This is a genomic window from Nostoc sp. CCY 9925 (assembly GCF_963920935.1).
In the GTDB taxonomy this organism is placed as follows: domain Bacteria; phylum Cyanobacteriota; class Cyanobacteriia; order Cyanobacteriales; family Nostocaceae; genus Nostoc.
Genome location: NZ_CAWUDO010000010.1, coordinates 1 through 22,924, shown reverse-complemented (window position 1 = coordinate 22,924; position 22,924 = coordinate 1). Strand labels below are relative to the sequence as shown.

Annotated in this window: 17 protein-coding genes; 9 read left to right on the top strand and 8 right to left on the bottom strand. The window is 43.3% G+C overall.

The genetic code is table 11. The features are described 5' to 3' along the window. The first annotated feature begins 3 nt into the window (after window positions 1–3). Complete coding sequence (locus tag ACM0OY_RS07760; RefSeq protein ID WP_414568282.1) at window positions 4–567, top strand: Uma2 family endonuclease; 564 nt, start codon at window positions 4–6, stop codon at window positions 565–567. A 41-nt stretch (window positions 568–608) separates the two neighbouring features. On the opposite strand, the gene ACM0OY_RS07755 is transcribed toward ACM0OY_RS07760, so the two are convergent. The 5 genes from ACM0OY_RS07755 to gcvT form a co-directional block, all read right to left on the bottom strand. Further along, window positions 609–2,840 carry a WD40 repeat domain-containing protein gene (locus ACM0OY_RS07755; protein WP_414568281.1) on the bottom strand — a complete coding sequence of 744 codons (2,232 nt, stop codon included), beginning with the start codon at window positions 2,838–2,840 and terminating at the stop codon, window positions 609–611. Between the two features lies 1 nt (window position 2,841). Continuing rightward, the gene (locus ACM0OY_RS07750) at window positions 2,842–4,407 is read right to left on the bottom strand and encodes an AAA family ATPase (protein WP_414568280.1); all 1,566 of its coding nucleotides are present in this window, start codon (window positions 4,405–4,407) and stop codon (window positions 2,842–2,844) included. A 711-nt stretch (window positions 4,408–5,118) separates the two neighbouring features. Continuing rightward, window positions 5,119–8,052: an aminomethyl-transferring glycine dehydrogenase gene (gcvP, locus tag ACM0OY_RS07745; protein WP_414568279.1), complete on the bottom strand. Its 2,934-nt coding sequence runs from the start codon at window positions 8,050–8,052 to the stop codon at window positions 5,119–5,121. Between the two features lie 248 nt (window positions 8,053–8,300). Beyond that, window positions 8,301–8,690 carry a glycine cleavage system protein GcvH gene (gene gcvH / locus ACM0OY_RS07740; RefSeq protein ID WP_414568278.1) on the bottom strand — a complete coding sequence of 130 codons (390 nt, stop codon included), beginning with the start codon at window positions 8,688–8,690 and terminating at the stop codon, window positions 8,301–8,303. A 203-nt stretch (window positions 8,691–8,893) separates the two neighbouring features. After that, window positions 8,894–10,030, bottom strand: coding sequence for a glycine cleavage system aminomethyltransferase GcvT (gcvT, locus tag ACM0OY_RS07735; RefSeq protein ID WP_414568277.1), 1,137 nt, complete (start codon window positions 10,028–10,030; stop codon window positions 8,894–8,896). Window positions 10,031–10,308: 278 nt separating this feature from the next. On the opposite strand from gcvT, the gene ACM0OY_RS07730 reads away from it, so the two are divergent. Next, the gene (locus tag ACM0OY_RS07730; RefSeq protein WP_414568276.1) at window positions 10,309–10,803 is read left to right on the top strand and encodes a pentapeptide repeat-containing protein; all 495 of its coding nucleotides are present in this window, start codon (window positions 10,309–10,311) and stop codon (window positions 10,801–10,803) included. A 483-nt stretch (window positions 10,804–11,286) separates the two neighbouring features. Here ACM0OY_RS07730 and ACM0OY_RS07725 read toward each other — a convergent pair whose 3' ends face one another. Then, window positions 11,287–11,583: a DUF3288 family protein gene (locus tag ACM0OY_RS07725; protein WP_414568275.1), complete on the bottom strand. Its 297-nt coding sequence runs from the start codon at window positions 11,581–11,583 to the stop codon at window positions 11,287–11,289. Between the two features lie 331 nt (window positions 11,584–11,914). Between ACM0OY_RS07725 and ACM0OY_RS07720 the strand changes: the two genes are divergently transcribed. Then, entirely contained in the window at window positions 11,915–14,368 is a 2,454-nt protein-coding gene (locus tag ACM0OY_RS07720; protein ID WP_414568365.1) for an ATP-dependent Clp protease ATP-binding subunit, read from the top strand. Between the two features lie 277 nt (window positions 14,369–14,645). Here the strand turns inward: ACM0OY_RS07720 and ACM0OY_RS07715 are convergent, their stop codons facing one another. Continuing rightward, complete coding sequence (locus ACM0OY_RS07715; protein WP_414568364.1) at window positions 14,646–16,208, bottom strand: phytoene desaturase family protein; 1,563 nt, start codon at window positions 16,206–16,208, stop codon at window positions 14,646–14,648. A gap of 635 nt (window positions 16,209–16,843) precedes the next feature. On the opposite strand from ACM0OY_RS07715, the gene ACM0OY_RS07710 reads away from it, so the two are divergent. The 6 genes from ACM0OY_RS07710 to ACM0OY_RS07685 all read left to right on the top strand — a co-directional run bounded on the left by ACM0OY_RS07710 (window position 16,844) and on the right by ACM0OY_RS07685 (window position 21,170). Continuing rightward, window positions 16,844–17,803: a DNA polymerase III subunit delta' gene (locus ACM0OY_RS07710; RefSeq protein WP_414568274.1), complete on the top strand. Its 960-nt coding sequence runs from the start codon at window positions 16,844–16,846 to the stop codon at window positions 17,801–17,803. 328 nt (window positions 17,804–18,131) lie between these two features. Then, the gene (locus ACM0OY_RS07705; RefSeq protein WP_414568273.1) at window positions 18,132–18,326 is read left to right on the top strand and encodes a hypothetical protein; all 195 of its coding nucleotides are present in this window, start codon (window positions 18,132–18,134) and stop codon (window positions 18,324–18,326) included. 357 nt (window positions 18,327–18,683) lie between these two features. Continuing rightward, window positions 18,684–19,121 carry an RrF2 family transcriptional regulator gene (locus tag ACM0OY_RS07700; RefSeq protein WP_414568272.1) on the top strand — a complete coding sequence of 146 codons (438 nt, stop codon included), beginning with the start codon at window positions 18,684–18,686 and terminating at the stop codon, window positions 19,119–19,121. 257 nt (window positions 19,122–19,378) lie between these two features. Next, window positions 19,379–19,771, top strand: coding sequence for a pentapeptide repeat-containing protein (locus ACM0OY_RS07695; protein ID WP_414568271.1), 393 nt, complete (start codon window positions 19,379–19,381; stop codon window positions 19,769–19,771). Window positions 19,772–19,956: 185 nt separating this feature from the next. After that, window positions 19,957–20,445, top strand: coding sequence for a DUF2243 domain-containing protein (locus tag ACM0OY_RS07690; RefSeq protein WP_414568270.1), 489 nt, complete (start codon window positions 19,957–19,959; stop codon window positions 20,443–20,445). A 116-nt stretch (window positions 20,446–20,561) separates the two neighbouring features. Beyond that, a complete protein-coding gene (locus ACM0OY_RS07685; RefSeq protein ID WP_414568269.1) occupies window positions 20,562–21,170 on the top strand; it encodes a DUF4129 domain-containing protein in 609 nt (202 codons plus the stop codon). A gap of 65 nt (window positions 21,171–21,235) precedes the next feature. Here the strand turns inward: ACM0OY_RS07685 and ACM0OY_RS07680 are convergent, their stop codons facing one another. Then, a complete protein-coding gene (locus tag ACM0OY_RS07680; RefSeq protein ID WP_414568268.1) occupies window positions 21,236–22,759 on the bottom strand; it encodes an AAA-like domain-containing protein in 1,524 nt (507 codons plus the stop codon). Window positions 22,760–22,924 lie beyond the last annotated feature (165 nt).

The window sequence follows — 22,924 nt, the reverse complement described above, 5'->3', positions numbered from 1 at the left end:
GTCATGACTGTGCAGTTAGTAAGACGAAAATTCACGGTTGAGCAATATCAGAAAATGATTGAGTTGGGGATTCTCACAGAAGATGAGCGAGTGGAATTGATACGGGGAGAAATTATAGAGATGTCGCCTATTGGGACAAAACACGCGGCTTGTGTAAATCGCCTGATTAATTTGTTGGTGCAGTTGTTAGGTAAACGCGTCATAGTTGCGGCTCAAAATCCAGTTGCATTAAACGATAACTCACAACCTCAGCCAGATGTAGCATTACTCAAACCCCGTGATGATTTTTACGCCACTGCACACCCCCAACCCCAGGATATTTTTTTATTAATTGAAGTAGCTGATTCAACTATCGAGTATGACCGGGAAGAGAAAATCCCTTTATATGCAGAAGCAAACATAATTGAAGTTTGGTTAGTAGATATTAAGGAGGAAATTGTGGAAGTTTATCAACAACCAACAGCCGCAGGATATCAGCTTATGCAAAAGTTCGCTAGCAGTCAAACTTTATCAATTAAAGCCTTCCCTGATGTAAACATTAACGTCGATGAAATCCTCTGTCAGTAATATATTGTGTAGTTTCTCAATTACGAATTACGAATTACGAACTACGAATTACCTCCCATGTTTTCAAGGCGCAAAAAATGCACCTTACCTGAAGCATCACCCGCTACGATTGTTAAGTTATCAGGTGCAACTGTACAACAAAGAATAGGACTATCTCCTGTGAAAGTGGCAATAACCTCCCTAGTAGACAAATTCCAAACTTTGAGAGTGTTCTCACTGGAAGCAGAAATCATCTGTTGCCCATTGGGTGTTAAGGCGATCGCATTTACCGAGTTACTATCATTATTGAGGGTGAATAATTCATCTCCAGTTGGGAGATTCCAGACTTTGATGGTGTTATCACCGGAAGCAGAAATCACCTGTTGCCCATTGGGGGTGACGGTGACAGCATTTACATAGGAACTATGGCCATTTAGGGTGAATATTTCTTGACCATCTGCTAAATTCCAGACTTTGAGGGTGTTGTCACCGGAAGCAGAAATCACCTGTTGCCCATTGGGAGTGACTGTGACAGCATATACATAGGAACTATGACCCTTGAGAGTAAATAGTTCGTTCCCAGTTTCCAAATTCCAGACTTTGAGGATGTTATCAGCGGAAGCAGAAATTACACGTTGACCATCAGGGGTGACGGCTACAGCATTTATCCAGTCGCTATGACCCTTGAGAGTGAATAGTTCTTCCCCAGATTCCAGATTCCAGACTATAAGAGTGTTATCATCGAAAGCAGAAATCACCTGTTGTCCATTGGGTACGACGGCAACGGCATTTACCGAGTCACTATGACCCTTAAGAGTAGATAGTTCCTCCCCAATTGCCAAATTCCAAACTTTGAGGGTGTTGTCAAGGGCAGCAGAAATCACCTGTTGTCCATTAGGGGTGACGGCAACGGCATTTACCGAGTCACTATGACCCTTGAGAGTGAATAACTCCTCCTCAGTTGCTAAATACCAGACTTTGAGGGTTTTGTCCCAGGAAGCAGAAATTACCTGTTGCCCATTAGGGGTGACGGCAACAGCATTTACATAGAAACTATGGCCATTCAGGGTGAATAGTTCTTTCCTAGTGGTCAAATTCCAGACTTTGAGAGTGTTGTCAAGGGAAGCAGAAATTACCTGTTGTCCATTAGGAGTGACGGCAACGGCATATACATTGGAACTATGGCCATTGAGAGTGAATAGTTCCTCCCCAGTTGCCAAACTCCAGACTTTTAGGCTGTTATCCCAGGAAGCAGAAATCAGCTGTTGTCCATTGGGGGTGATAGCTACCGCATTGACAGAGGAACTATGACCATTGAGAGTGAATAGTTCCTCCCCAGTTAGCAAATTCCAGACTTTGAGGGTCTTGTCACCGGATGCAGAAATCATCCGTTGACCATCGGGGGTGACGGCTACCGCATTTACCGAGTCACTATGACCTTTGAGGGTGAAGAGTTCCTCTCCAGTTAGCAAATTCCAGACTTTGAGAGTCTTGTCACTGGATGCAGAAATTGCCTGTTGTCCATTGGGGGTGACGGCTACCGCATTTACCGAGTCACTATGACCTTTGAGGGTGAAGAGTTCCTCTCCAGTTAGCAAATTCCAGACTTTGAGGGTCTTATCACCGGATGCAGAAATCACCCGTTGACCATCGGGGGTGACGGCTATCGCATTTACCGAGCCACTATGACCTTTGAGGATGAAGAGTTCCTCCCCAGTGGCCAAATTCCAGACTTTGAGGGTCTTGTCTTGTGAACCAGAAATCACCCGTTGACCATCGGGAGTGACGGCGACGGCATATACATAGGAATTATGACCATTGAGGGTGCGGAGTAAGCGTCCCCCTGGTGGCGTTAAGCTTGAAGTCAAAGGACACAGCCAAGGGGTAGTTTTCTCTTGCTTGATTTGTGCCAATAATGCCTGAATCTTTTTTGGCATTTGCTGATTTAGTAACCTTCCGTGCAATTGACTCGCTAATTGTTGCTTATCTGTTGCTAAAACATGCGCTGACAGTCTTAATGCCCCTTGAATCAATTTGAGACTTTTGACTTTTTCAGAGTTATATTCTGAGTAATTTAATGTCTCTTCACCATCAATCAAATCATAATCGTCAATTAGTGGCTGCACCCCAAACTCAGGATAGTTAATCTTGGCAGTGATGAAATCAAAATTAGTCAGAGTTTGGTAATACTTTTCTAAATTTCCCGACTTTACCAAGCTTGGCGCTAAACTACCCAAGTAAGCACGTTGAAAAGCAGGACTTTGTGCCGCTAATTTGTCAGCAAATTCTCCCATATCACGCCATCTTCCCGATCAGGTAATCTGCAATGCGTTGATTAACCTCTTGAAATAGCTTCCGTTTAGAATCCAAAACCCGTTTTGCTTTCAAAAAGTCTAAAAAACTAGCGTGATAAATGCTATGGCAGATTTCTCCTTTTATATCCTGCTGCTTCAAATACTCAACCCACTCTTCTAAAACTAATTGCACATCATATTCATCCTGTTCAGCAATAGCCGCTATCATCTCACAAGGAATTGGTGTACCAATCTCCACTAAAATAAACAGGATAAATACTTTTACTTCTTGGGGCTTTGCATCCATCCCCATACGTTCCCAATGAACTTGATAATATTCTTGCAGTCCATGAGGTAATTGCTTTAAACTCAGGTCTTGATAGTCACCTTTAGCAATTCCTGGCAAGACATAGCGCAGGTACATGAAATTATTTTCACTCTTAGTTGCTACCTGCTCAACAAAATCATTCTCATCAATTTTGCGGTCTTGAATCCATTGTCTAAGTTCCTTCTTATGGTCTTCATCGACATTTAAAAATAACCCAATATACTTTTTGATATCTTCACGGCTCAAATTAACATAGTCATTTGCCCTTAAATCTAGCTCCTCCATCGGGACATCTGGTGCAGACAAGCGTTTTTTATCTATAGTATATGGTCGTCTAGTCAGCAGAAAATAGACACGTTCTGGTAGCGCCGTTGGTAAATCTAAAAGATTTCCCCCAGCTTCTTGCTCCACTTCATCCAAAGCATCAACTACAATTACCAGACGTTCGCTAACAGGAATTTTTTTACTAACTTGTTCTAGTAAATCAGCTAAATTAGCCTTCTCGACATTCTGCAACTGGTAACGCTTAGTTAATTGCTGGCGAATACTTTCAAGAAATAGCTCCGCTCGATTGCTACTAGTTTGGCGAATATTAAAATAGCATGGTGATTTATTGTGCCAGACGTATTTAGCAGCAATGGTACTCTTCCCCATCCCCGCATCGCCCACTACTGTGAAATAACCACTGCGATTTTTATTGCAAAATTGCTTAAATGCGTCAAAAACAAACTGACGACCACAAAACGAGCGAATTTTTTCTCTAATTAACGACTTAAATTCTGTTGGATACTCGTCTAAATTCCATGTAGGAAAAGGCTGAAACTCTATTGATTTACTTCTTTTAGCAACTTTAATAAATATTTCCCCAAACTCCTCCAACTCCGATCTCAGTTCAATTTTCATCAATCGGATATCAAATTCTGAATCCTTCCCCTGCAAAAACTTTTCTACTTCTTTGTAAAAACCCAAAGGATCGTTTGAAGTATAAGCACTCCAAAAAGCATTTTTAATTTCTCTTTCTCGAAAAAGATTCAGCAGTACTTCGGGCTTATCTACACCATACTCAATTAAAGAATAAACATAAACACCATCAACATCTTTAGGCGGTTGTACTGGGTCAAAATTGAATTGTTTTAAAGTTCTAACTACAGTTTCATTGCGTTGAGCTTGATTAATAACTAGAGAAGCCGCAGGTTTAGCAATACTTTTAAGTACATTAACTACAGGGTCAATATTCATCTTCGCTAGCAGTAGAAATAATTTTTACACCTGTGACTTATCCTAACGACAGATGCCAAAATTAAGCAAATACACACATATAATAGCGATACCTTTAATAAGCTGCACTAACGCACCCTCTCAAACTCTTCCTCCGCGCCCGGTTATTGAGCGAAGTCGAAATACTGCGCCTCTGCGCTTCAATTCTCACACTCATTGCCAAAGCACGTAGACGTAGCCTTTGTAGATATTGCCTAGCTATTTCGAGTTCCAAAGCTCAACTTTGACCTTCTGAGGCTCAACTTTGACCTTCTGAGGCTCGACGTTGACCTTCCGAGGCTCGACGTTGACCTTCTGAGGCTCGACTTTGACCTTCTGAGGCTCAACGTTGACCTTCCGAGGCTCAACTTTGACCTTCCGAGGCTCAACTTTGACCTTCCGAGGCTCGACGTTGACCTTCTGAGGCTCGACGTTGACCTTCTGAGGCTCAACTTTGACCTTCTGAGGCTCAACTATAAATTAATATGTTTTAGTTAAGGGCTACTGGCAAAAATTTTGGGTTTTCGAGACGCGATAAATCGCCGTCTCTACAAGTGTTTTGGTCTTATCTGAACTGTATTGAACTATAAATATTTCTATCTTACCCAGAAAGAAAGTTTATTCTAAAAAAATCCCCCCAACTCTCGTTTACAAAAAGTTGGGGGGAGCAAATTTTAACTAAAGTATATGATTTTACGAAGAATAAGCATCCATTGGCAGACAAGAACAAACAAAATTCCGGTCGCCAAAGGCTGCATCAATGCGGCTGACGACAGGCCAGAATTTATGTTCGCGCGTCCAAGGCGCAGGATAGGCGGCTTGTTCGCGGGAATAAGGATGATCCCATTCTCCACTCAGCAAACTTTCAGCAGTATGAGGTGCGTTCTTCAAAACATTATCTTGGATATCTGCCTTGCCTGATTCTATTTCGGCAATTTCTTGGCGAATAGCAATCAAGGCATCACAGAAACGATCTAATTCTTGTTTTGATTCGCTTTCTGTTGGCTCCACCATGATTGTACCTCCCACAGGCCAGGAAACAGTAGGCGCATGGAAACCGTAATCCATCAAACGCTTGGCGACATCATCGATTTCGATCGCCGCAGATTTTTTGAGCGATCGTAAATCTAAAATACATTCATGGGCAACTAAACCATTTTTCCCTTGATATAAAACGGGATAGTAAGATTCCAGTCTCTTGGCGATGTAGTTAGCATTGAGAATTGCCACTTTTGTAGCTTGGGTTAAACCAGCCGTACCCATCATGGCAATGTACATCCAAGAAATCACCAAAATACTCGCGCTACCCCAAGGTGCAGCCGCCACAGCACCAAGATGAGATTTTCCCCCTGACTTGTCGATAGTGACAACAGGATGTCCGGGTAGGAACGGTACGAGATGAGAGGCGACGCCAATAGGCCCCATACCAGGGCCGCCGCCACCGTGAGGAATACAGAAAGTTTTGTGTAAGTTTAAGTGACAGACATCCGCGCCAATATCCCCAGGACGGCAAATTCCGACTTGGGCATTCATATTTGCCCCATCCATGTAAACTTGTCCGCCGTGGGTATGAACAATTGCACAGATTTCCTTAATTGACTCTTCAAAAACACCATGAGTCGAGGGATATGTCACCATTAAGGCGGCGAGTTCTGACTTGTGCTTTTCAGCTTTCGCTTTCAGGTCATCAACGTCAATGTTACCTTGAGAGTCGCAAGCAACTGCCACTACCTTCATGCCACACATCACCGCACTCGCTGGGTTTGTCCCGTGTGCTGAGGAGGGAATCAAACAGACGTTGCGGTGTCCTTCTTTCCGGCTTTCATGATATTGGCGAATTACTAAAAGTCCAGCGTATTCACCTTGAGAACCTGCATTTGGTTGCAGAGAAATTCCGGCAAAACCAGTAATTTCAGCTAACCATGCTTCAAGCTGCTGAAACAGGATTTGATAACCCTGCGTTTGGGATGGCGGGGCAAAAGGATGAATCTTGCCAAATTCTTCCCAAGTTACCGGAATCATCTCAGCGGTTGCATTTAACTTCATTGTGCAGGAACCCAAAGGAATCATCGATGTTGTTAGCGATAAGTCCTTGCTTTCTAGCCTGTGGAGATAACGCAATAACTCTGTTTCTGAGTGATAGCGATTGAAAACTGGATGAGTTAGGTAATTGCTTTGACGAGGGAGAGAGAGATAGGGAGATGAGGAGATGGGAAGATGGGGAGAAAACCATTCTTCCAAGGTGAAAGGTAGTTCTTTATTTCCTGCGAAAATTGCCAAGATGTCAAGCACATCATCTACTGTTGTAGTTTCATGCAACGAGATACCAACAGCAGTTGTATCAAAAATCCGCAAGTTAATTTGAAGTTGTTCCGAGGCTGCCAAAATATCTTCTAAATTGTGGCTTCCTAGTTCTACTCGCAGTGTATCAAAGAAATGTTCGGAACTAATTTTATAACCCAAACGCTTGAGTCCTTCTGCTAGCAACACCGTCAATGAGTGGATATTTTCGGCAATTTGCTTGAGTCCAGCAGGACCGTGATAGACAGCGTACATACTCGCCATCACCGCCAGTAGTACCTGTGCTGTGCAGATATTACTAGTAGCTTTTTCCCGGCGGATATGTTGTTCGCGGGTTTGTAAAGCCAGACGCAGTGCAGGCTTCCCAAGAGCATCTTTTGATACTCCCACAATTCGCCCTGGAACTGATCGCTTATACTCTTCTTTAGTAGCAAAATACGCTGCGTGAGGGCCGCCAAAGCCCAAGGGTATACCGAAACGTTGGGTGCTACCCACAGCAATATCAGCACCAAATTCCCCAGGAGGGGTAAGCAAAGTTAAACTTAAAAGATCTGCTGCTACCGTCACCAATGCACCCTGAGCATGGGCTTTTTCAATAAAAGCGCGGTAATCGTAAATGGTGCCATCGCTTGCTGGGTATTGCAGAATGGCACCAAAAATCGGTTCTTCAAAATCAAATGTTTGATGGTCGCCGACAATGATTTTAATCCCCAATGGCTGAGCGCGAGTCTGCAACACATCAATGGTTTGGGGATGACAATCACGAGAAACAAAATAGCCATTTGCCTTATTTTTAGAAACGCCATAGCTGAGGCTCATGGCTTCGGCGGCGGCTGTAGCTTCATCCAGTAACGAAGCGTTGGCAATTTCCAAACCTGTGAGGTCGATAATCAGAGTTTGGAAATTCAAAAGTGCTTCCAATCGTCCTTGGGCAATTTCTGGCTGATAAGGAGTGTAAGCAGTATACCAACCAGGATTTTCTAGGATATTACGTGCAATTACTGGAGGGGTAATACTATCGTAATATCCCATACCAATATATGAACGGAAAACTTGGTTTTTGCTCGCAATTTTTTTTAACAATGCCAGCGCTGCGTATTCACTTTCTGCCTCTGGTAACTTTAGCGGTTGCTTGAGCCTAATTGCCTGGGGTACTGTTTGGTCGATGAGGTCATCTAAACTAGAAAACCCCAACACTTCAAGCATTTGCTCGATGTCATCGGAGTTAGGGCCAATGTGTCTGGGGGCAAAATTACTTAACTTTTGACTTGTTTCGTTTAGCAGATGGCGATCGCTAGACTTTAAATTAGGGAGATTCAATACCACAAATTACTCTCCAGATAATACTATTTCATATTTTGCAACAAATACTGATAACAAGTGAGTGTAATTTATCAATTTATTTAAATTTGATAACTTAATCTTTCTAGGGAGTGGGGCATTAGGCATTGGGTATGGGGCAAGCAGAGAGTGTGGGAGGTGTAGGAGGATGGTGAAGAAATCTTTCCCCGCACACCCCCATCTCCTCATCTCCTCATCTCCCCTTGTCCCCTTGTCTCCCTGCCCCTCCGCCTCTACTCCCCTTCTACCTGAGCGCGGTATTCATCAGCACTCAAGGCATCATTCACTTCATCGGGGTCATTGACACGCACTTTTAAAAACCATCCTTCACCGTAGGGGTCATCTGATACTTGTTCGGGATCTTCAATCAAAGGATCGTTGCGTTCTACGACTGTGCCAGTCACAGGGGAATTTAATTCTTCAACGGCTTTCACTGATTCAATAGTGCCAAATGTGTCTCCCTTTGTCACTAAATCGCCAATTTCTGGCAGTTCCAAAAACACGATATCGCCCAATTCATTTACGGCAAACTCGGTAATACCAATGGTGGCAATTTCGCCATCTATTCGCACGTATTCATGAGAATCTAAGTATCTAAAATCTTGAGGATATTCAAAAGACATATCACTTCCTCTCCCTTATCGAACAATTTATTGCCTTAACAGTCATCCAAGCCATATTCGCTAATAAACCTTGCTGTAGATTGAGTAACTCACACAAGCAGTGCTGAGCAATGAGTGAAAAAATGTGATTTTCACTTCTTTACTTGGTACTCGGAACTCAGCACCACTGAAAACACATTATTCCTCAAAAACCTCAGCAGTTATCAGTTAGTGACACGATTTTTTGAACGATAGAAGGGACGTTTGACTACAACTGCTGGGTAAGCTTTGCCGCGAATCTCAACTTCTAATTCCTGACCAACAGTTGCTAGCTTGGTGGGAACGTAGGCTAAAGCAACGGGATAACCAAGTGTGGGCGACAGCGTACCACTGGTGACTTCTCCCACAACTTTACCTGCTGATAGAATTTGGTAGCCATGACGAGCAATGTTACGTCCTTGGGTTTGTAAACCTACCAAGCGCCGTTGTACTCCCGCAGCTTTTTGCTGTTCTAAAACTGCCCGACCAATAAAATCACCTTTGGTATCTAGATGAACTAGCCACCCCAAACCTGCTTCTAAAGGTGTGGTGGTGTCATCGATGTCTTGTCCGTAAAGTGCCATTGCTGCTTCTAGCCGCAAGGTATCTCTTGCACCCAGCCCACAGGGAATGACACCAGCATTATGGAGACTTTGCCACAATTCTACTGCCACATCACGATCTACCATCACTTCAAAGCCATCTTCTCCGGTGTAGCCTGTGCGGGCGATGAAGGCTGGTTTACCTAGTACCGTTGCTTGCAGGTGACCGAATGCTTTAATTGGTTGTAAGTCTTGTTGTACTAAGGGTTGGAGAAATTTGATAGCTTTTGGTCCTTGCACGGCAATTAAGGCTTTTTCTGGTGAAATGTCTTGGAATTGCACCTCATTTTGGTCGAGGTGTTGCAATAGCCATGCTTTGTCTTTGCCAGTAGTTGCCGCATTGACTATGATAAAAGCCCTTTGTGTACCAGTGGTATCTTCACCTTGATAATAAACAATGATGTCGTCAATAATTCCCGCTTGGGGATTTAACAAGACAGTGTATTGTGCTTGACCAGGTTGCAACCGACTCAAGTCTGAGGGTACTAAAGATTGGAGTTGGGATATGAGGTTTTTACCTTGGAGGGTAAATTTGCCCATGTGGGAAATATCGAACATCCCGGCTGCATTTCTTACAGCCTCGTGTTCGCGGCTAATTCCACTAAATTGTACGGGCATTTCCCAACCACCAAAGCTGGTAAAGCGTGCTTTGAGTTCTACACCCAATTGATATAAAACAGTTCGCGCCAAGGATTGGGCGTTGTCTTCTTGATTAGCCACAGGTATTTATGCGATCGCACCTCAACATTTATCTATCCTACGAGATGCTCTCCTGTTTGACAGATATAGTTTGAAGTAACAAACAAAAGCCTCCTAACTCTTGTAGAGACAAGGGTTAATGAGCCAGCGCGTTGCGGGGATTCCCACGGCAGTCCGTTCCCACACGGCTGCCTCGCCGTTGTAGCGACTGGCGTCGCGTCTGTATCTCACTCAAATCGCGTCTCTACTAAGGTTTAATAGTTAATGGTGGAAGTGTTGAGATTTGTTAATTTAAGATTATGAAGTATCGGCAAATACTAGCTAGCTTTGTTTTAGCCATAGCTCTTTTTGTTTTTCCCCTCTCGGCGCAAGCTGCAAGTTCTTCCAGTATTACCCGTTCTGCGGGAGATGGACTTCAGAGCAAGGATTACTCTGGCCAAAGTTTAATTGGCACTGAGTTTACCAATGTCGATTTAGAAAATGCTAACTTCAGCAACGCTGACTTACGTGGCGTTGTGTTTAACGGTACTGTATTAGAGGGAGTAAATCTGCATGGTGCAGATTTTAGTAATGGCATAGCCTATCTCGCAAGATTTAAGAACGCTGATTTAAGTGATGCAGTGTTGAGTGAGGCAATGATGCTGCGTTCTGTATTTGACAATGTTGATATTAGTGGTGCTGATTTCACCAATGCAGTTTTAGATAAAACGCAAGTGAAAAAACTCTGTACGAAGGCAAGTGGTGTCAATTCTAAAACTGGTGTGGGTACGCGTGAATCTTTAGGATGTAAGTAAAAGTTAACAACCCCTTCTTCTTCGTTGATGGAAGCGATCGCATCCGTGGTATTAGCACCAGTCTTTGCACCTTCTCTAGAGGAAATAGCGATCGCAAAGTTCCTTTTCCCGACAGATTCAGGACTTACGCAAAATTATAAAAAACGAACCACAAAGGACACAAAGAACACAAATAAATAAGAGTTTCAGAGAGTTTTTGCGTAAGTCCTAAGATTATCGAAGAAAAACATAGCGGCAAACTCACAGTCACATCTGAATTAGGCAAAGGCACAGAATTGGCGATGGCAATTCCAGTACTGAGTGAGGAGTAGGGAGTGGGAAAGATGGGAAAGACGCGGGGACGCGGGGACGCAAAAGCAGAGGAGGCTGTTATTAAAATACCCCAATCCCCAATACTTCAGCTTCTCTACGAGACGCTATGCGTAGCTTGCTTCCCCGTAGGGGTACGCTCAGTACAAGTCCCCAATCCCCAATCCCCATTCCCTAATTCCAATCCTGTTCCTCTTTCTTGCCGCGACTTTTATAAATACCGCCCACGTCGTGGAGTTGGCGAGTTTTTTCAAAAAGCTGGGCTTCCGTCAAACCCCACTGCTGCAAGACTTTATCTAAATCTTTTTGAATGTCTCTTGCCCCTGGGAAGCCTTGATAACGAATTTGCAATCTAGCTAATTCTGCCAAGTTATAGTCCGTCGCCTGTTGAGAGAGTAAAATATCAATAAGGGGGCGATCGCGGTTATAAAGAGGGTGCTGTTGATCTTTTTTGCCCGTTGGTTCACTCATTGTAAGTCGTGAGTATTGAGTGCTGAATCCTAAACTTTTAGTTTATCTAAACAGAGGTGCATTGCGAGTGGTGAGTTAGGAGAGACGCGATTAACCCAAGTCTTTCCAAGAATTAGGAGTTAAAAGTTATTATTTTCCCCTTTGCCCCTCTGCCCCTCTGCCCCTCTCAGTACTCCCAGACGGCAAGTACACCTCAGGTCTTACGGCTCTCACCACTGCCAGTTAAATTTAAATAAAGTTACATTAGTGCTTAAGAAAATACAAAAATCTTTAGATGAGGGTGAATTTTATCTCACCCAAAGTCGAAGCAGCAAGGGAGCAAGAACCCGCTATGTTTGAACACTTCACTTCCGAAGCCATTAGAGTAATTATGCTAGCTCAGGAGGAAGCACGTCGCCTGGGACACAACTTCGTAGGAACTGAACAAATTCTCCTGGGTTTGATGGGAGAAGGAACTGGGGTTGCTGCTAAAGTGCTGGCCGAATTAGGCGTTACTCTCAAAGACGCACGTCGCGAGGTAGAAAAAATTATTGGTAGGGGTTCTGGCTTTGTACCACCAGAAATTCCTTTTACTCCCAAGGTGAAAAGCCTCTTTGAGCAATCGTTTAAAGAAGCTCATAGTCTGGGACAGAATTACATTAATACTGAACATTTACTCTTAGGATTAACCGAGGCGGGCGAAGGTGTCGCCGCCAAAGTACTGCAAAATCTAGGAGTTGACTTCAAGACAGTCCGCAGTGCGATTATTCGCCGTTTGGGTGAAAATGCACCGGCTTTCGCTGGTGGTGGTAATCAAAAGCGCACCCAAACGCTAACTATGGAAGAGTTTGGTAGAAATCTCACCAAATTGGCACAAGAAGGCAGGCTCGACCCTGTAGTCGGTCGTGAGAAGGAAATTGAGCGTGCTGTCCAAATTCTCGGTCGCCGTACAAAGAATAACCCTGTGTTGATTGGGGAACCAGGAGTTGGTAAAACTGCGATCGCTGAAGGTTTAGCTCAACGTATTGTTAATCAAGATATCCCCGAATCGTTACAAGATAAGCAAGTCATCAGCCTGGATATGGGTTTATTAGTGGCTGGAACTCGCTTCCGTGGCGATTTTGAAGAACGGATCAAAAAGGTCGTGGAAGAAGTCCGTTCTGTGGGCAATATCATCTTGGTAATTGACGAAATTCACACCTTGGTCGGCGCAGGTGGTACAGAAGGCGGTTTGGATGCAGCTAACATCCTCAAACCCGCTTTGGCACGGGGTGAACTCCAGTGCATCGGCGCAACTACTCTCGATGAATATCGTAAGCATATCGAACGCGATGCCGCCCTAGAGCGTCGTTTCCAACCGATTATGGTCGGTGAACCATCAGTAGAGGAAACCGTACAAATTCTTTACGGTTTGCGCGGCGCTTACGAACAGCACCACAAAGTCACAATTTCTGACGCGGCAGTGGTAGCAGCAGCCAAGTTGTCAGACCGCTATATTAGCGATCGCTTTTTGCCAGATAAAGCAATAGACTTAATTGATGAAGCTGGCTCCCGCGTTCGTCTGCGGAACTCTCAAAGTTCTCCCAATAAAGAACTCAAGCGCGAACTCGCTGGCGTTACCAAAGCCAAAGAAGCAGCAGTCAGAGTCCAAGATTTTGACAAAGCTGGACAACTGCGCGACCAAGAGTTGGAACTCACAACTCAACTGCAAGCTGGCATATCAGAAAATGAGCAATCTGTCAATACCGCTGTAGTTGACGAAGAAGACATCGCCCAAATCGTGGCTTCTTGGACTGGTGTACCAGTCAACAAGCTAACCGAATCTGAGTCAGAGTTGCTTCTGCACCTAGAAGATACTCTACACCAACGGCTCATCGGTCAAGAACAAGCAGTCACATCTGTATCTCGTGCCATCCGTCGCGCCCGCGTCGGTTTAAAAAATCCCAACCGTCCCATCGCTAGCTTTATCTTTTCTGGACCCACTGGCGTTGGCAAAACAGAATTAGCTAAAGCCTTGGCTGCTTATTTCTTTGGTTCGGAAGAATCGATGGTTCGCCTAGATATGTCCGAATACATGGAAAGCCACACCGTCTCCAAATTAATTGGTTCGCCTCCTGGTTATGTGGGATACGATGAAGGCGGACAGCTAACTGAATTAGTGCGGCGCAAACCCTACACAGTGCTGCTTTTCGACGAAATCGAAAAGGCGCACCCCGATGTATTCAATATGCTGCTGCAAATCTTGGATGACGGTCAACTAACTGATGCCAAAGGCCGAAAAGTCGATTTCAAGAACACGCTGATCATTTTGACCTCTAACATCGGTTCCAAGGTGATTGAAAAGGGCGGTAGTGGTTTAGGCTTTGATTTTGACACCCAAGCCGACGCTAGTTACAACCGCATTCGCAACTTGGTAAATGAAGAACTGAAAAATTACTTCCGTCCTGAATTTCTCAACCGTCTTGACGAGATTATCGTCTTCACTCAGCTTTCTAGGGATGAAGTCAAGCAAATTGCTGACATTATGCTCCGTGATGTTGCTAACCGCTTAACGGAAAAAGGAATCACTTTAGAAGTTAGCGATCGCTTCAAAGAACGCGTAGTACAAGAAGGCTATAATCCCAGCTATGGCGCTAGACCATTACGCCGAGCAATCATGCGCCTTTTAGAAGATTCTCTCGCCGAAGCACTGTTGTCTGGTGAAATTATAGATGGAGACACAGCGATCGTTGATGTTGACGATGACTCTCAAGTAAGAGTCCAAAAATCAGCAAAAAGAGAGTTGCTATTGGCAAATGTTGGCTAATATTTATACCTAATCACTTTTTGCGGTAATATTTTAGGAACACTCTAGCCTCTTGTTTAGGCAGAGGCTAAAACAGGGGCATCTCAGACAAACATCAAGTGAAATGGTATTATATGCTTCACCTCTGGTATTTTCACCAGAGGCTTTTTTTTAGGATAATTTTCTTATGGACACTTCAACGCCATTTTCAAGACAAGACGGTTAATCACGGCTCGTAAACAAGAGGATTTTGAATTTTGACTTGTTTTGGCTTCTTCGCTATTTTTTCAGCAAATATTTACCCAACTCCTACCAAAGGCTGGGTTATTTCAAGTTTCTGACGTGGCGATCGCCCTGTCAACAGTTCCACTACATCCATACCATTACCAATTACACCCGGTACGCTGGGATATCCAGCACTCGCCCCTACCAAAAACAGGTTTGGTAATTCCGTCGCATATCCCAAACGATTTAAACCAACTTGTTTGGGCACTAATTTTGCCCCGTAAATATTACCCTGGGGTTGTCCGAGATAAAATTCGCTGGTGGTGGGTGTACCGTAAACTTTCATTCGGGCGTAGTTGTCTACATCTGGAATCAAATCTCGCACACTTGTCATCATCTGCTGATAAACTTCCCGTTTTCTGGTTTTATAGGCTTTTGGGTCGGTTTTATGCAGATATTCAAATGGTTTATAGGAGCAGACGGTAGCAATCTCTAAAATATGATGTCCCTCTGGTGCCATCCCTGGTTCAGTGGATTTCATCGTCGGACATGAGAGGAAAATCCACGGATGGCTGAGGTCTCCCTGCAATTGTTGTTGATATTCTTTGTTGAGATTGCCTGTAGGATAATACCAAATATTCCAGTTACCGATGCCGTAGCGTTGGGGATCGAAGCGGCTATCTAAACCCAGGTAAATATTAAAAGCACTAGCCGAGTATTCGTAACGGGTGAGACGTTGACGCTCTTTGTAACTCAAAGCTTCAGAATCGTGCATCAACTCTACTGTTAATTTGGGGTCGAGGTCGCTGATATAAGCTTTACTAGCGCGATAGGTTACTCCATCAGCAAGTACGCTATGAACATTGCCGTTGCTAACTTGAATATGGTTAACAGAAGTTGAATACTTGATTACACCTCCACCTGCGGTAATTACATCTGCAATGGTGCCAACAAAGTGTTTAAAGTGATGTTTTGGATAATAAGCGCCTTCTGAGTAGTCCCAAACTAGGGAAGTGTGGGTAAGTAGGGCAATTTCTTCGGGTGGTAGCGCATAGTCGCCACTTTGTCCCGCCAACACTGCTTGGAGTTTAGGCGATAATCTCACATGGTTATACAAATCTTGTAGTGTCCACTTCCGCTTGCAAAATAAATTAAAATATTTTGGCAACTTCAACCAATCAGATAATTTGCGATCGAACCAGCGTACTTCCTGTACTAAATTGCGAATTTCTTGGTGGAGTTGCTGAATTTCATTGCAGTAAAGGTTAATTGCGTTAGCTTCTTCTGGAAAAGTTGAAAGTAAACGCGATCGCAAATTTTCCCATCCCAAAGGAATTTTGAAATCTACCTCTGGTGTAATGACGCGATCGATACAGTCAGAATCGAGGCTATTGAAGGGTATATCTTGGTCAAGATAGTCGAGAAATTGGTCTATGGTCTGACCAGAACCACATTGAGAAATATAATGAACATCAGCACAAAAACTGTATTCTCCATAATCAAAGGTGTGACAGCATCCACCAGGTAAATAATGTTGTTCTAAAACTGCTACTCGGTAGCCTTGTCGGGTTAAACAAGCTGCGGCGGAAAGTCCACCCAGACCGGCTCCTAGAATCACGTAATCGAAGATTTCCATCTCAGCCTCCTCTGGCAAATATTGATTTATCTTGATTTCGGTGTTATCGTCTTTTATCACCGTTTTTTACTTGTAAAAATGGCAAAATACTCAGTATTTTTTCATCTAGCTTTGCAGTTTTCACTAAATGAAAATCAGGTAGAATAACCATTCAGTAGGAGGTGTAAGGATTTTTATCGGTGATAGTGGTAATTCCATCATCACCAAATGTTTTGATATTTAGCTGCGGCACTTTTGGGGCAACTGCTCAATTCAGATTTAGATACCCTGAAGCATGTTTAAATTAGCCCCATAATTTAGCTGCAAATCTTTGTGAAAACTTGCAGATATTTAGCAGGCGATAATTTAATAATCTAAGCTTTTTTGTTCTTCCTCTATGTATTCAGATTATCTAAGTTAGCAAGAATTGTTTGACAATATTTGCTTTTCTTTATAAAAACTGTGTCTAGTGGAAATTAACTAAAATGATACTTACCAAATAAGTACACAAACTAATTAAAGGATTATTTTATTAACTTAAAATCTAAAAAATAGCTATTAAGTTGGAGAGAATCATCTTTATAACTGCAAATGAATAACACTGAACTTGCTGTTATGCAAATTACAATTGACTAATAATTAATAACTAATGACTAATGACTATTGAGCCATTTGCACCACTTGTGGGACAACAGCAAGCCATAGAATTGCTTACTCAAGCTGTTAGACAAAAACGGGTTGCTCCAGCTTATTTATTTGTCGGTCCAGATGGTGTAGGTAGGAGTTTAGCAGCTAGGTGTTTTGTGGAATTGCTATTTTCCAGTGGGATGGAAATCACTACTGCTTTACAAAACCGTTTGCGTCAAGGTAACCACCCGGCTTTGTTGTGGGTGCAACCAACCTACCAATACCAAGGACAACGATTTACAGCAGCACAAGCGGCTGAAAAAGGACTCAAGCGTAAAGCACCACCTGTAATTCGATTAGAACAAATTAGGGAAATTACTGAGTTTCTCAGTCGTCCTCCTTTAGAAGCACCAAGAAATGTGGTAGTGCTGGAGGAAGCCCAAACAATGGCTGAAGCCGCAGCGAACGCTTTACTTAAAACTTTAGAGGAACCAGGACAAGCAACATTAATTTTAATTGCACCGACAGTTGAGTCTGTGTTGCCAACTTTGGTGTCACGCTGTCAGCGCATTCCCTTTTATCGCTTAGATGCACAGTCTTTAGCTGTTGTACTCACACAAACAGGTCATGAGGAAATTTTGCAACATCAGGCAGTATTGAGCATAGCAGCTGGCAGTGCGGGAAGTGCGATCGCATCTTACGAGCAATTACAAGCTATTCCCCCTGAATTACTCGAAGATCTGAAAAAAGCCCCCAAATCCTACCGCAACGCTTTGGAGTTAGCCAAAAAAATTGATAAAGAGTTAGATACAGAAGCACAGCTATGGGTAGTTGATTATCTTCAGCAATTTTACTGGCAGCAGTGGCATCAAGCCAAGGCGATCGAGCAGCTAGAACAAGCTCGTAAATACTTACTTGCTTACGCTCAACCACGGCTAGTTTGGGAATGTTTGCTTTTATCTATCTGTCAAAAATCAACCAGGAATTAGACTCTAATTATTTAGGCGGTTATTTATACCGTGATAGTTCTAAGCAAGTTATTAGTTTGTGGACTGCTTCGAGCGTTCGGCTACTCGTTATACCAATTCTGTATGAAGATGCGCCAAACTATATAAGGAACGAACCGCAAAGGGCGCAAAGGACACAAAGAAAGAAAGAAAAGAAGGAAGGAAGCCAAGACAATTTGGCGCAGCCTCACAAAGAAATGGTATTACAGTAAATTCCGGTCAAGCAAGATCTTCTTTCTACACCGCAGTTAATCTGTATCCCAGACCAGATTATCTGAGCTTCGTAACTACCCAAATAGTAGATAAACTTTTGATCAAGATCAGAGAACAAGTTTTTCAATTAGACGGTTCAACAGGCACGTTTGTTGTTAATCAAGAATTAGCCACTGCTTTGAAAAATGCTCCAGACAAAAACTTAGACATCAGACTAGTACTAGAAGGAGGTCAAACAGTTGATAGTGAAATTGGTAAAGGGACAGTGAAAGCTTGGCGAAGTATTTACTAAGCAAAAATCCTATCCTACTGAAAATATGTTATAAATTACACCATGAGGGGAGAAGGAGAATAACTACAAACTCCAAATTCCTAAATCTTCAGTCAACAGAAGCTATTGCGTTGCGGGGGTTCCCCCCGTTGAAGTAACTGGCATTCAACAGTCCCTTGTCAGTAAGACTATGAAATAATTAATCATTTTTATTTATTGGATTAAAAAAAAATTATAATTGTTTCTATGCTTGAAAGTCTTTAAAGTGGAGTAAGCCGGTCAACAATAAGTTGATTGTCAAGTTTTTCTTAGCAATAGCTTAGGGAAATGGATTCAGTAACTTTGTATATTTAGGTGTGAGTTTAAAATATTACGCCTGTGGTAATCTCTAACAAATCAGAATACGCACTTCTAGCCCTGTTAGAGTTGGCAACTTGCTACCCTAACGGTGACGCACTGCAAATTCGAGAAATAGCAGTATTACAAGACATACCAAACCGCTATTTAGAACAACTCCTGGCAACATTAAGGCGTGGAGGTTTAATTAAGAGTATACGCGGAGCCAAAGGTGGGTATGTTTTGGCACGAGACCCTAGGACAATCACAGTACTGGATGCTTTTACCTGTATGGAAGGGTCTGATGCTGTTGTCTCTACTTCTGAACCGCCTCCCAGCACAGTAGAAGGTGAGCTAATTCAAGAAGTTTGGCAGGAAGCACGTCAAGCTGCTAACTCAGTATTGGAAAAATATACACTCCAAGACCTTTGTGAACGGAGAACAATCCGACAACAGAAGGAACTGATGTATTACATATAACAAGGTTCGACTACCGACAAACCCGAACCATGGCGTCTGTTAAGAAATACAGGGGGTGGGGAGATGAAAAGGCAGGGGACAGGGAGCAGAGGGGAAAGAAGTAATTTTTTATCCTACCCCTTGCCCCCTGCCTCTTCCCCACTCCTTTTTTCAAGGTAGAGTTTGGAAAAATTTGCTATCTCAAATGTCTAACTGGACAGGTTTTATGATGTAATCCTTAGTGAAAGCAATAATCATATAGCCTGTGAGGCTGTTATATGTCTCAAATAAATTCTCAACAGCCCGTTAATAATGCCGCTACTGTTGTGGAGAGGTATGCAGCAGGAAAACGAGATTTTAGTAAAGCAGAACTGGGTAATGCTGATTTACAAGGTATTAATTTGAAAGGATCTGACCTCAGCTATGCCGACTTGAGTGAAGCTAATTTGAGCGGTGCTAATTTAAGAGGAACTGATTTGAGCTTTGCGGATCTGAATCAAGCTAATTTGAGAGATGCCGATCTGAGGGGAGCATTGTTAATGTCAGCGAATCTCCATCAAGCCGATCTCAAAGGAGCGAACTTAGAAAAAGCAGATTACGATCGCAATACTCATTTCCCGGAAAATTTCGACCCAGCCAAAGCAGGTATGCAAATTAAAATTGAAGATTAATTAAGCATTAAAAGGGAACAGGGAATAGGCAACAGGCAATCTCATTCTTAAAAGGGAACATCCTAATTGCGAATTGCAAATTGGTATGAGTACTGAATTATTAGCGATCGCACTTGCCTCAAGATAGAAGATATTGTTGCCAAAATAATTCTATTTTAGTAAAAAGCCGATCTATGAGGTTGATGATGGATGCGAAAAGTACAACCCTCAACCGACGGACACCCCTGATTATTGCGGGAGTTGTTCTTGGTTTGGGTCTTGGAGGGTTTGTTGATGGGATTCTACTGCATCAGTTACTCCAGTGGCATCACATGTTGAGCAACATTCGACCTCTGACAAATGTTGCTAATGAAGATTTGAATATGATATGGGACGGGTTATTCCATGCTTTCGATTGGCTATTAACTGTAGTAGGAATCATCTTACTATGGCGTGCCGGAGGGCGTGATGATGTTCCTTGGTCATCACAGACCTTTGTTGGTTCAATACTGATTGGTGCCGGGTTATTCGACGTAGTTGAAGGACTAATTGACCACCAAATTCTTGGTATCCATCATGTTAAACCAGGGCCAAATCAATTAGCTTGGGATCTAGGATTTATTGCATTTGGTGGGCTACTTGCCGTTATCGGCTGGATAATGATAAAAAAAGACTCAATTGTCATTAGGGAATAGGGCATTGGGCATGGGGCATTGAAAGGGTAGGAAGCTTTTTTATAATCTCCCCACACCCCCCACACCTCCCACACCCCCCACACTCCCCACACCTCCCACACCCCCCACTCCCCACTATGTCTACAGATGCTTTTGAAAAAACTAGCTGGAATTGGCAGCTTTCTCAGTTCCAACAACAAGTTGGAGAATGGTGGGAATACCAGTTTTACCGCTTGGAAAGGTCTTTGCCTGAATTGCCTGGTGGATGGTCAATTAGCCCTTGGGTAGGCGAGTTACTAAAATTTATGTTTTGGCTGATACTAGGCTTATTTGTAGCTTGGGTAGCTTGGCGGTTATGGCGAGAGTTCAGCCCCTATTTATATTATTGGTTGGGTAGAGGTAGGAATTTCACGGTTTTTGGTGTTAAAAATGGCTCTAATGAGTCATCGGTTGCGGTTTTGTTGGAGCGATCGCAAAAATTTTACCATCAAGGTAACTACCGTGAAGCTTGCCGTTGTCTTTATTTAGCAATGTTACAGCACTTGCATCAGCAAGCGATCGCACCTCACAAACTCAGCCGTACAGATGGAGAATATTTACAATTATTGCGATCGTCTGTAAGTCCCATACAGCCTTATGAAACTTTAATTACCACTCACGAGCAATTATGTTTTGGTAATGCCGAGATTTTACCAGACAACTATGAGCAGTGTCGGCAAGCTTATCGGGAAATATCGCCAGAATGAAAATGCTTTAATAGCGATTCCCAAATCCAAAATCTAAAATCTAAAATCTAAAATCCAAAATGGTATTACCGCAGATGTTCTCGGAAGTACTCGGCGTAAAGTTGACAACGCGGTAACACTATACGCCCTTCTCGACGCACTAAACCTGCACCCCGCAAGCGGAAGAAAATTCGCTCATCTTCGCAGAGATTCTGGCGGATTATTTGGAACATTGCTTGAACTAATTCCTGTTTGTTATGCAACCGGAAGAGATGGTTACGCAGATGATTGCCAAAGGGGCCATTATCTGTAGTGGCCTTGGCAAATAGTTCGGTAGCAGAGAGGCGCTGGCTAGCAACTGAGTAGAGTGCAAGGCGTATTAAATAAGGATGTCCCCCTAACAACGCCATTAATTGCTGTTCTTCCTTGGGGTTGAAAGGGGAATCGTGACGGCGGTTGAGGTCAGAAACCTGTGCTGGTGTGAAGTCTTCTAAATCAATCACCTGCCCAACATTAAACGGAGATTGGTTGAGATTATCAATTAGCTGGTAGGGTTCGGTGGAAGTAACCAGCGCTAAATCGAGTTGCTTCCAAATGGGTGTTGTGGCGCGGCTGTTGTGCCAGCTTCGCAGCATTCCAAAGAAATCAGAGCGAAATTCAGTATCAAAAACTCTTTCAACTTCATCCATTGCCAAGACAAGGGGGTTGCCAAAATCCTTTAACAGGTAGCGACCGACATAACGAGTGCAGCGCTGACTATTTCCCAAGGGCATATTCCAATATTCAGCAACTTTGTCCGTCATTTCCAGTTCATCAGTTAACCAAGTACAGAACTGGCGAAAGAAGAGTTCAGCATTAGTTAAGGCGGCTTTGTCAAACAATTGAAAATCCAGCAAAGCAACCTGCTTACCTGCATTCACAGCAGTCTTAATAGTGCGGATTAACAGTGAACTTTTGCCCATTTGCCGGGGGCCTTTAATGGTAATTGTCACACCCTGCTGCTCAATAGTTTGCAAAGCAAGTGCATCAGATGAGCGTTCTACGTAAAAGTCAGATTGTGATTCCATTGTCCCTTCGGGCATTTCCAGCGAAACGGGCTGGGCTGAAGGAAAGGGATGGGGTAGGGATGTGGTTCGACTTCGCTCACCAACCGGGGATGAGGGGGATTTTTCTGGACTGATAGTTAATGGGCTGCCAGAGACAGCTTGTAATAATTCATCTATCAGGCGGGGCGTATCTTCTGCATCTTTCCAGAATGCCCAGTTAATACCATTGAGATAGGCACTCAAAGGATAGACGAGGGGTTCTTGATATGCTAGACGCACTGGGAGAATTACCGGGCATCCTTGCTGTGATTTTGCCAAGTGGTGTGCTGTCTCGATTTCTGCTACTACCATCTCGCTTTGGGTTGACCAGGCGGAAAGAAAAGTAATGAGAAAATCAGCTTGGCGGATTTCAGCTTCAATACGTTCAGCCCAGCGTGTGCCAATGGACATCGTTTGGTCGATAAAGACTTTGTGTTGCTGCGATAGCGCCTGGAAAACTTGCGATGCAACTAGCTCATCTGGGTGAACATTACGCTTATAGCTGATGAAGATACGTTTTGTCATTTGTCATTGGTCATTGGTCATTTGTCATTGGTCATTTGTCAATTAAATACACTCTACTACAGCGTAGTTGCAGGCAATTACCGACAGCACAAAAAAATTGTCCACGAGTATCAAAGACTCGTTAACGGAGATAAAAGGTGGATTCATCCAGTTCAAAGACTCGTT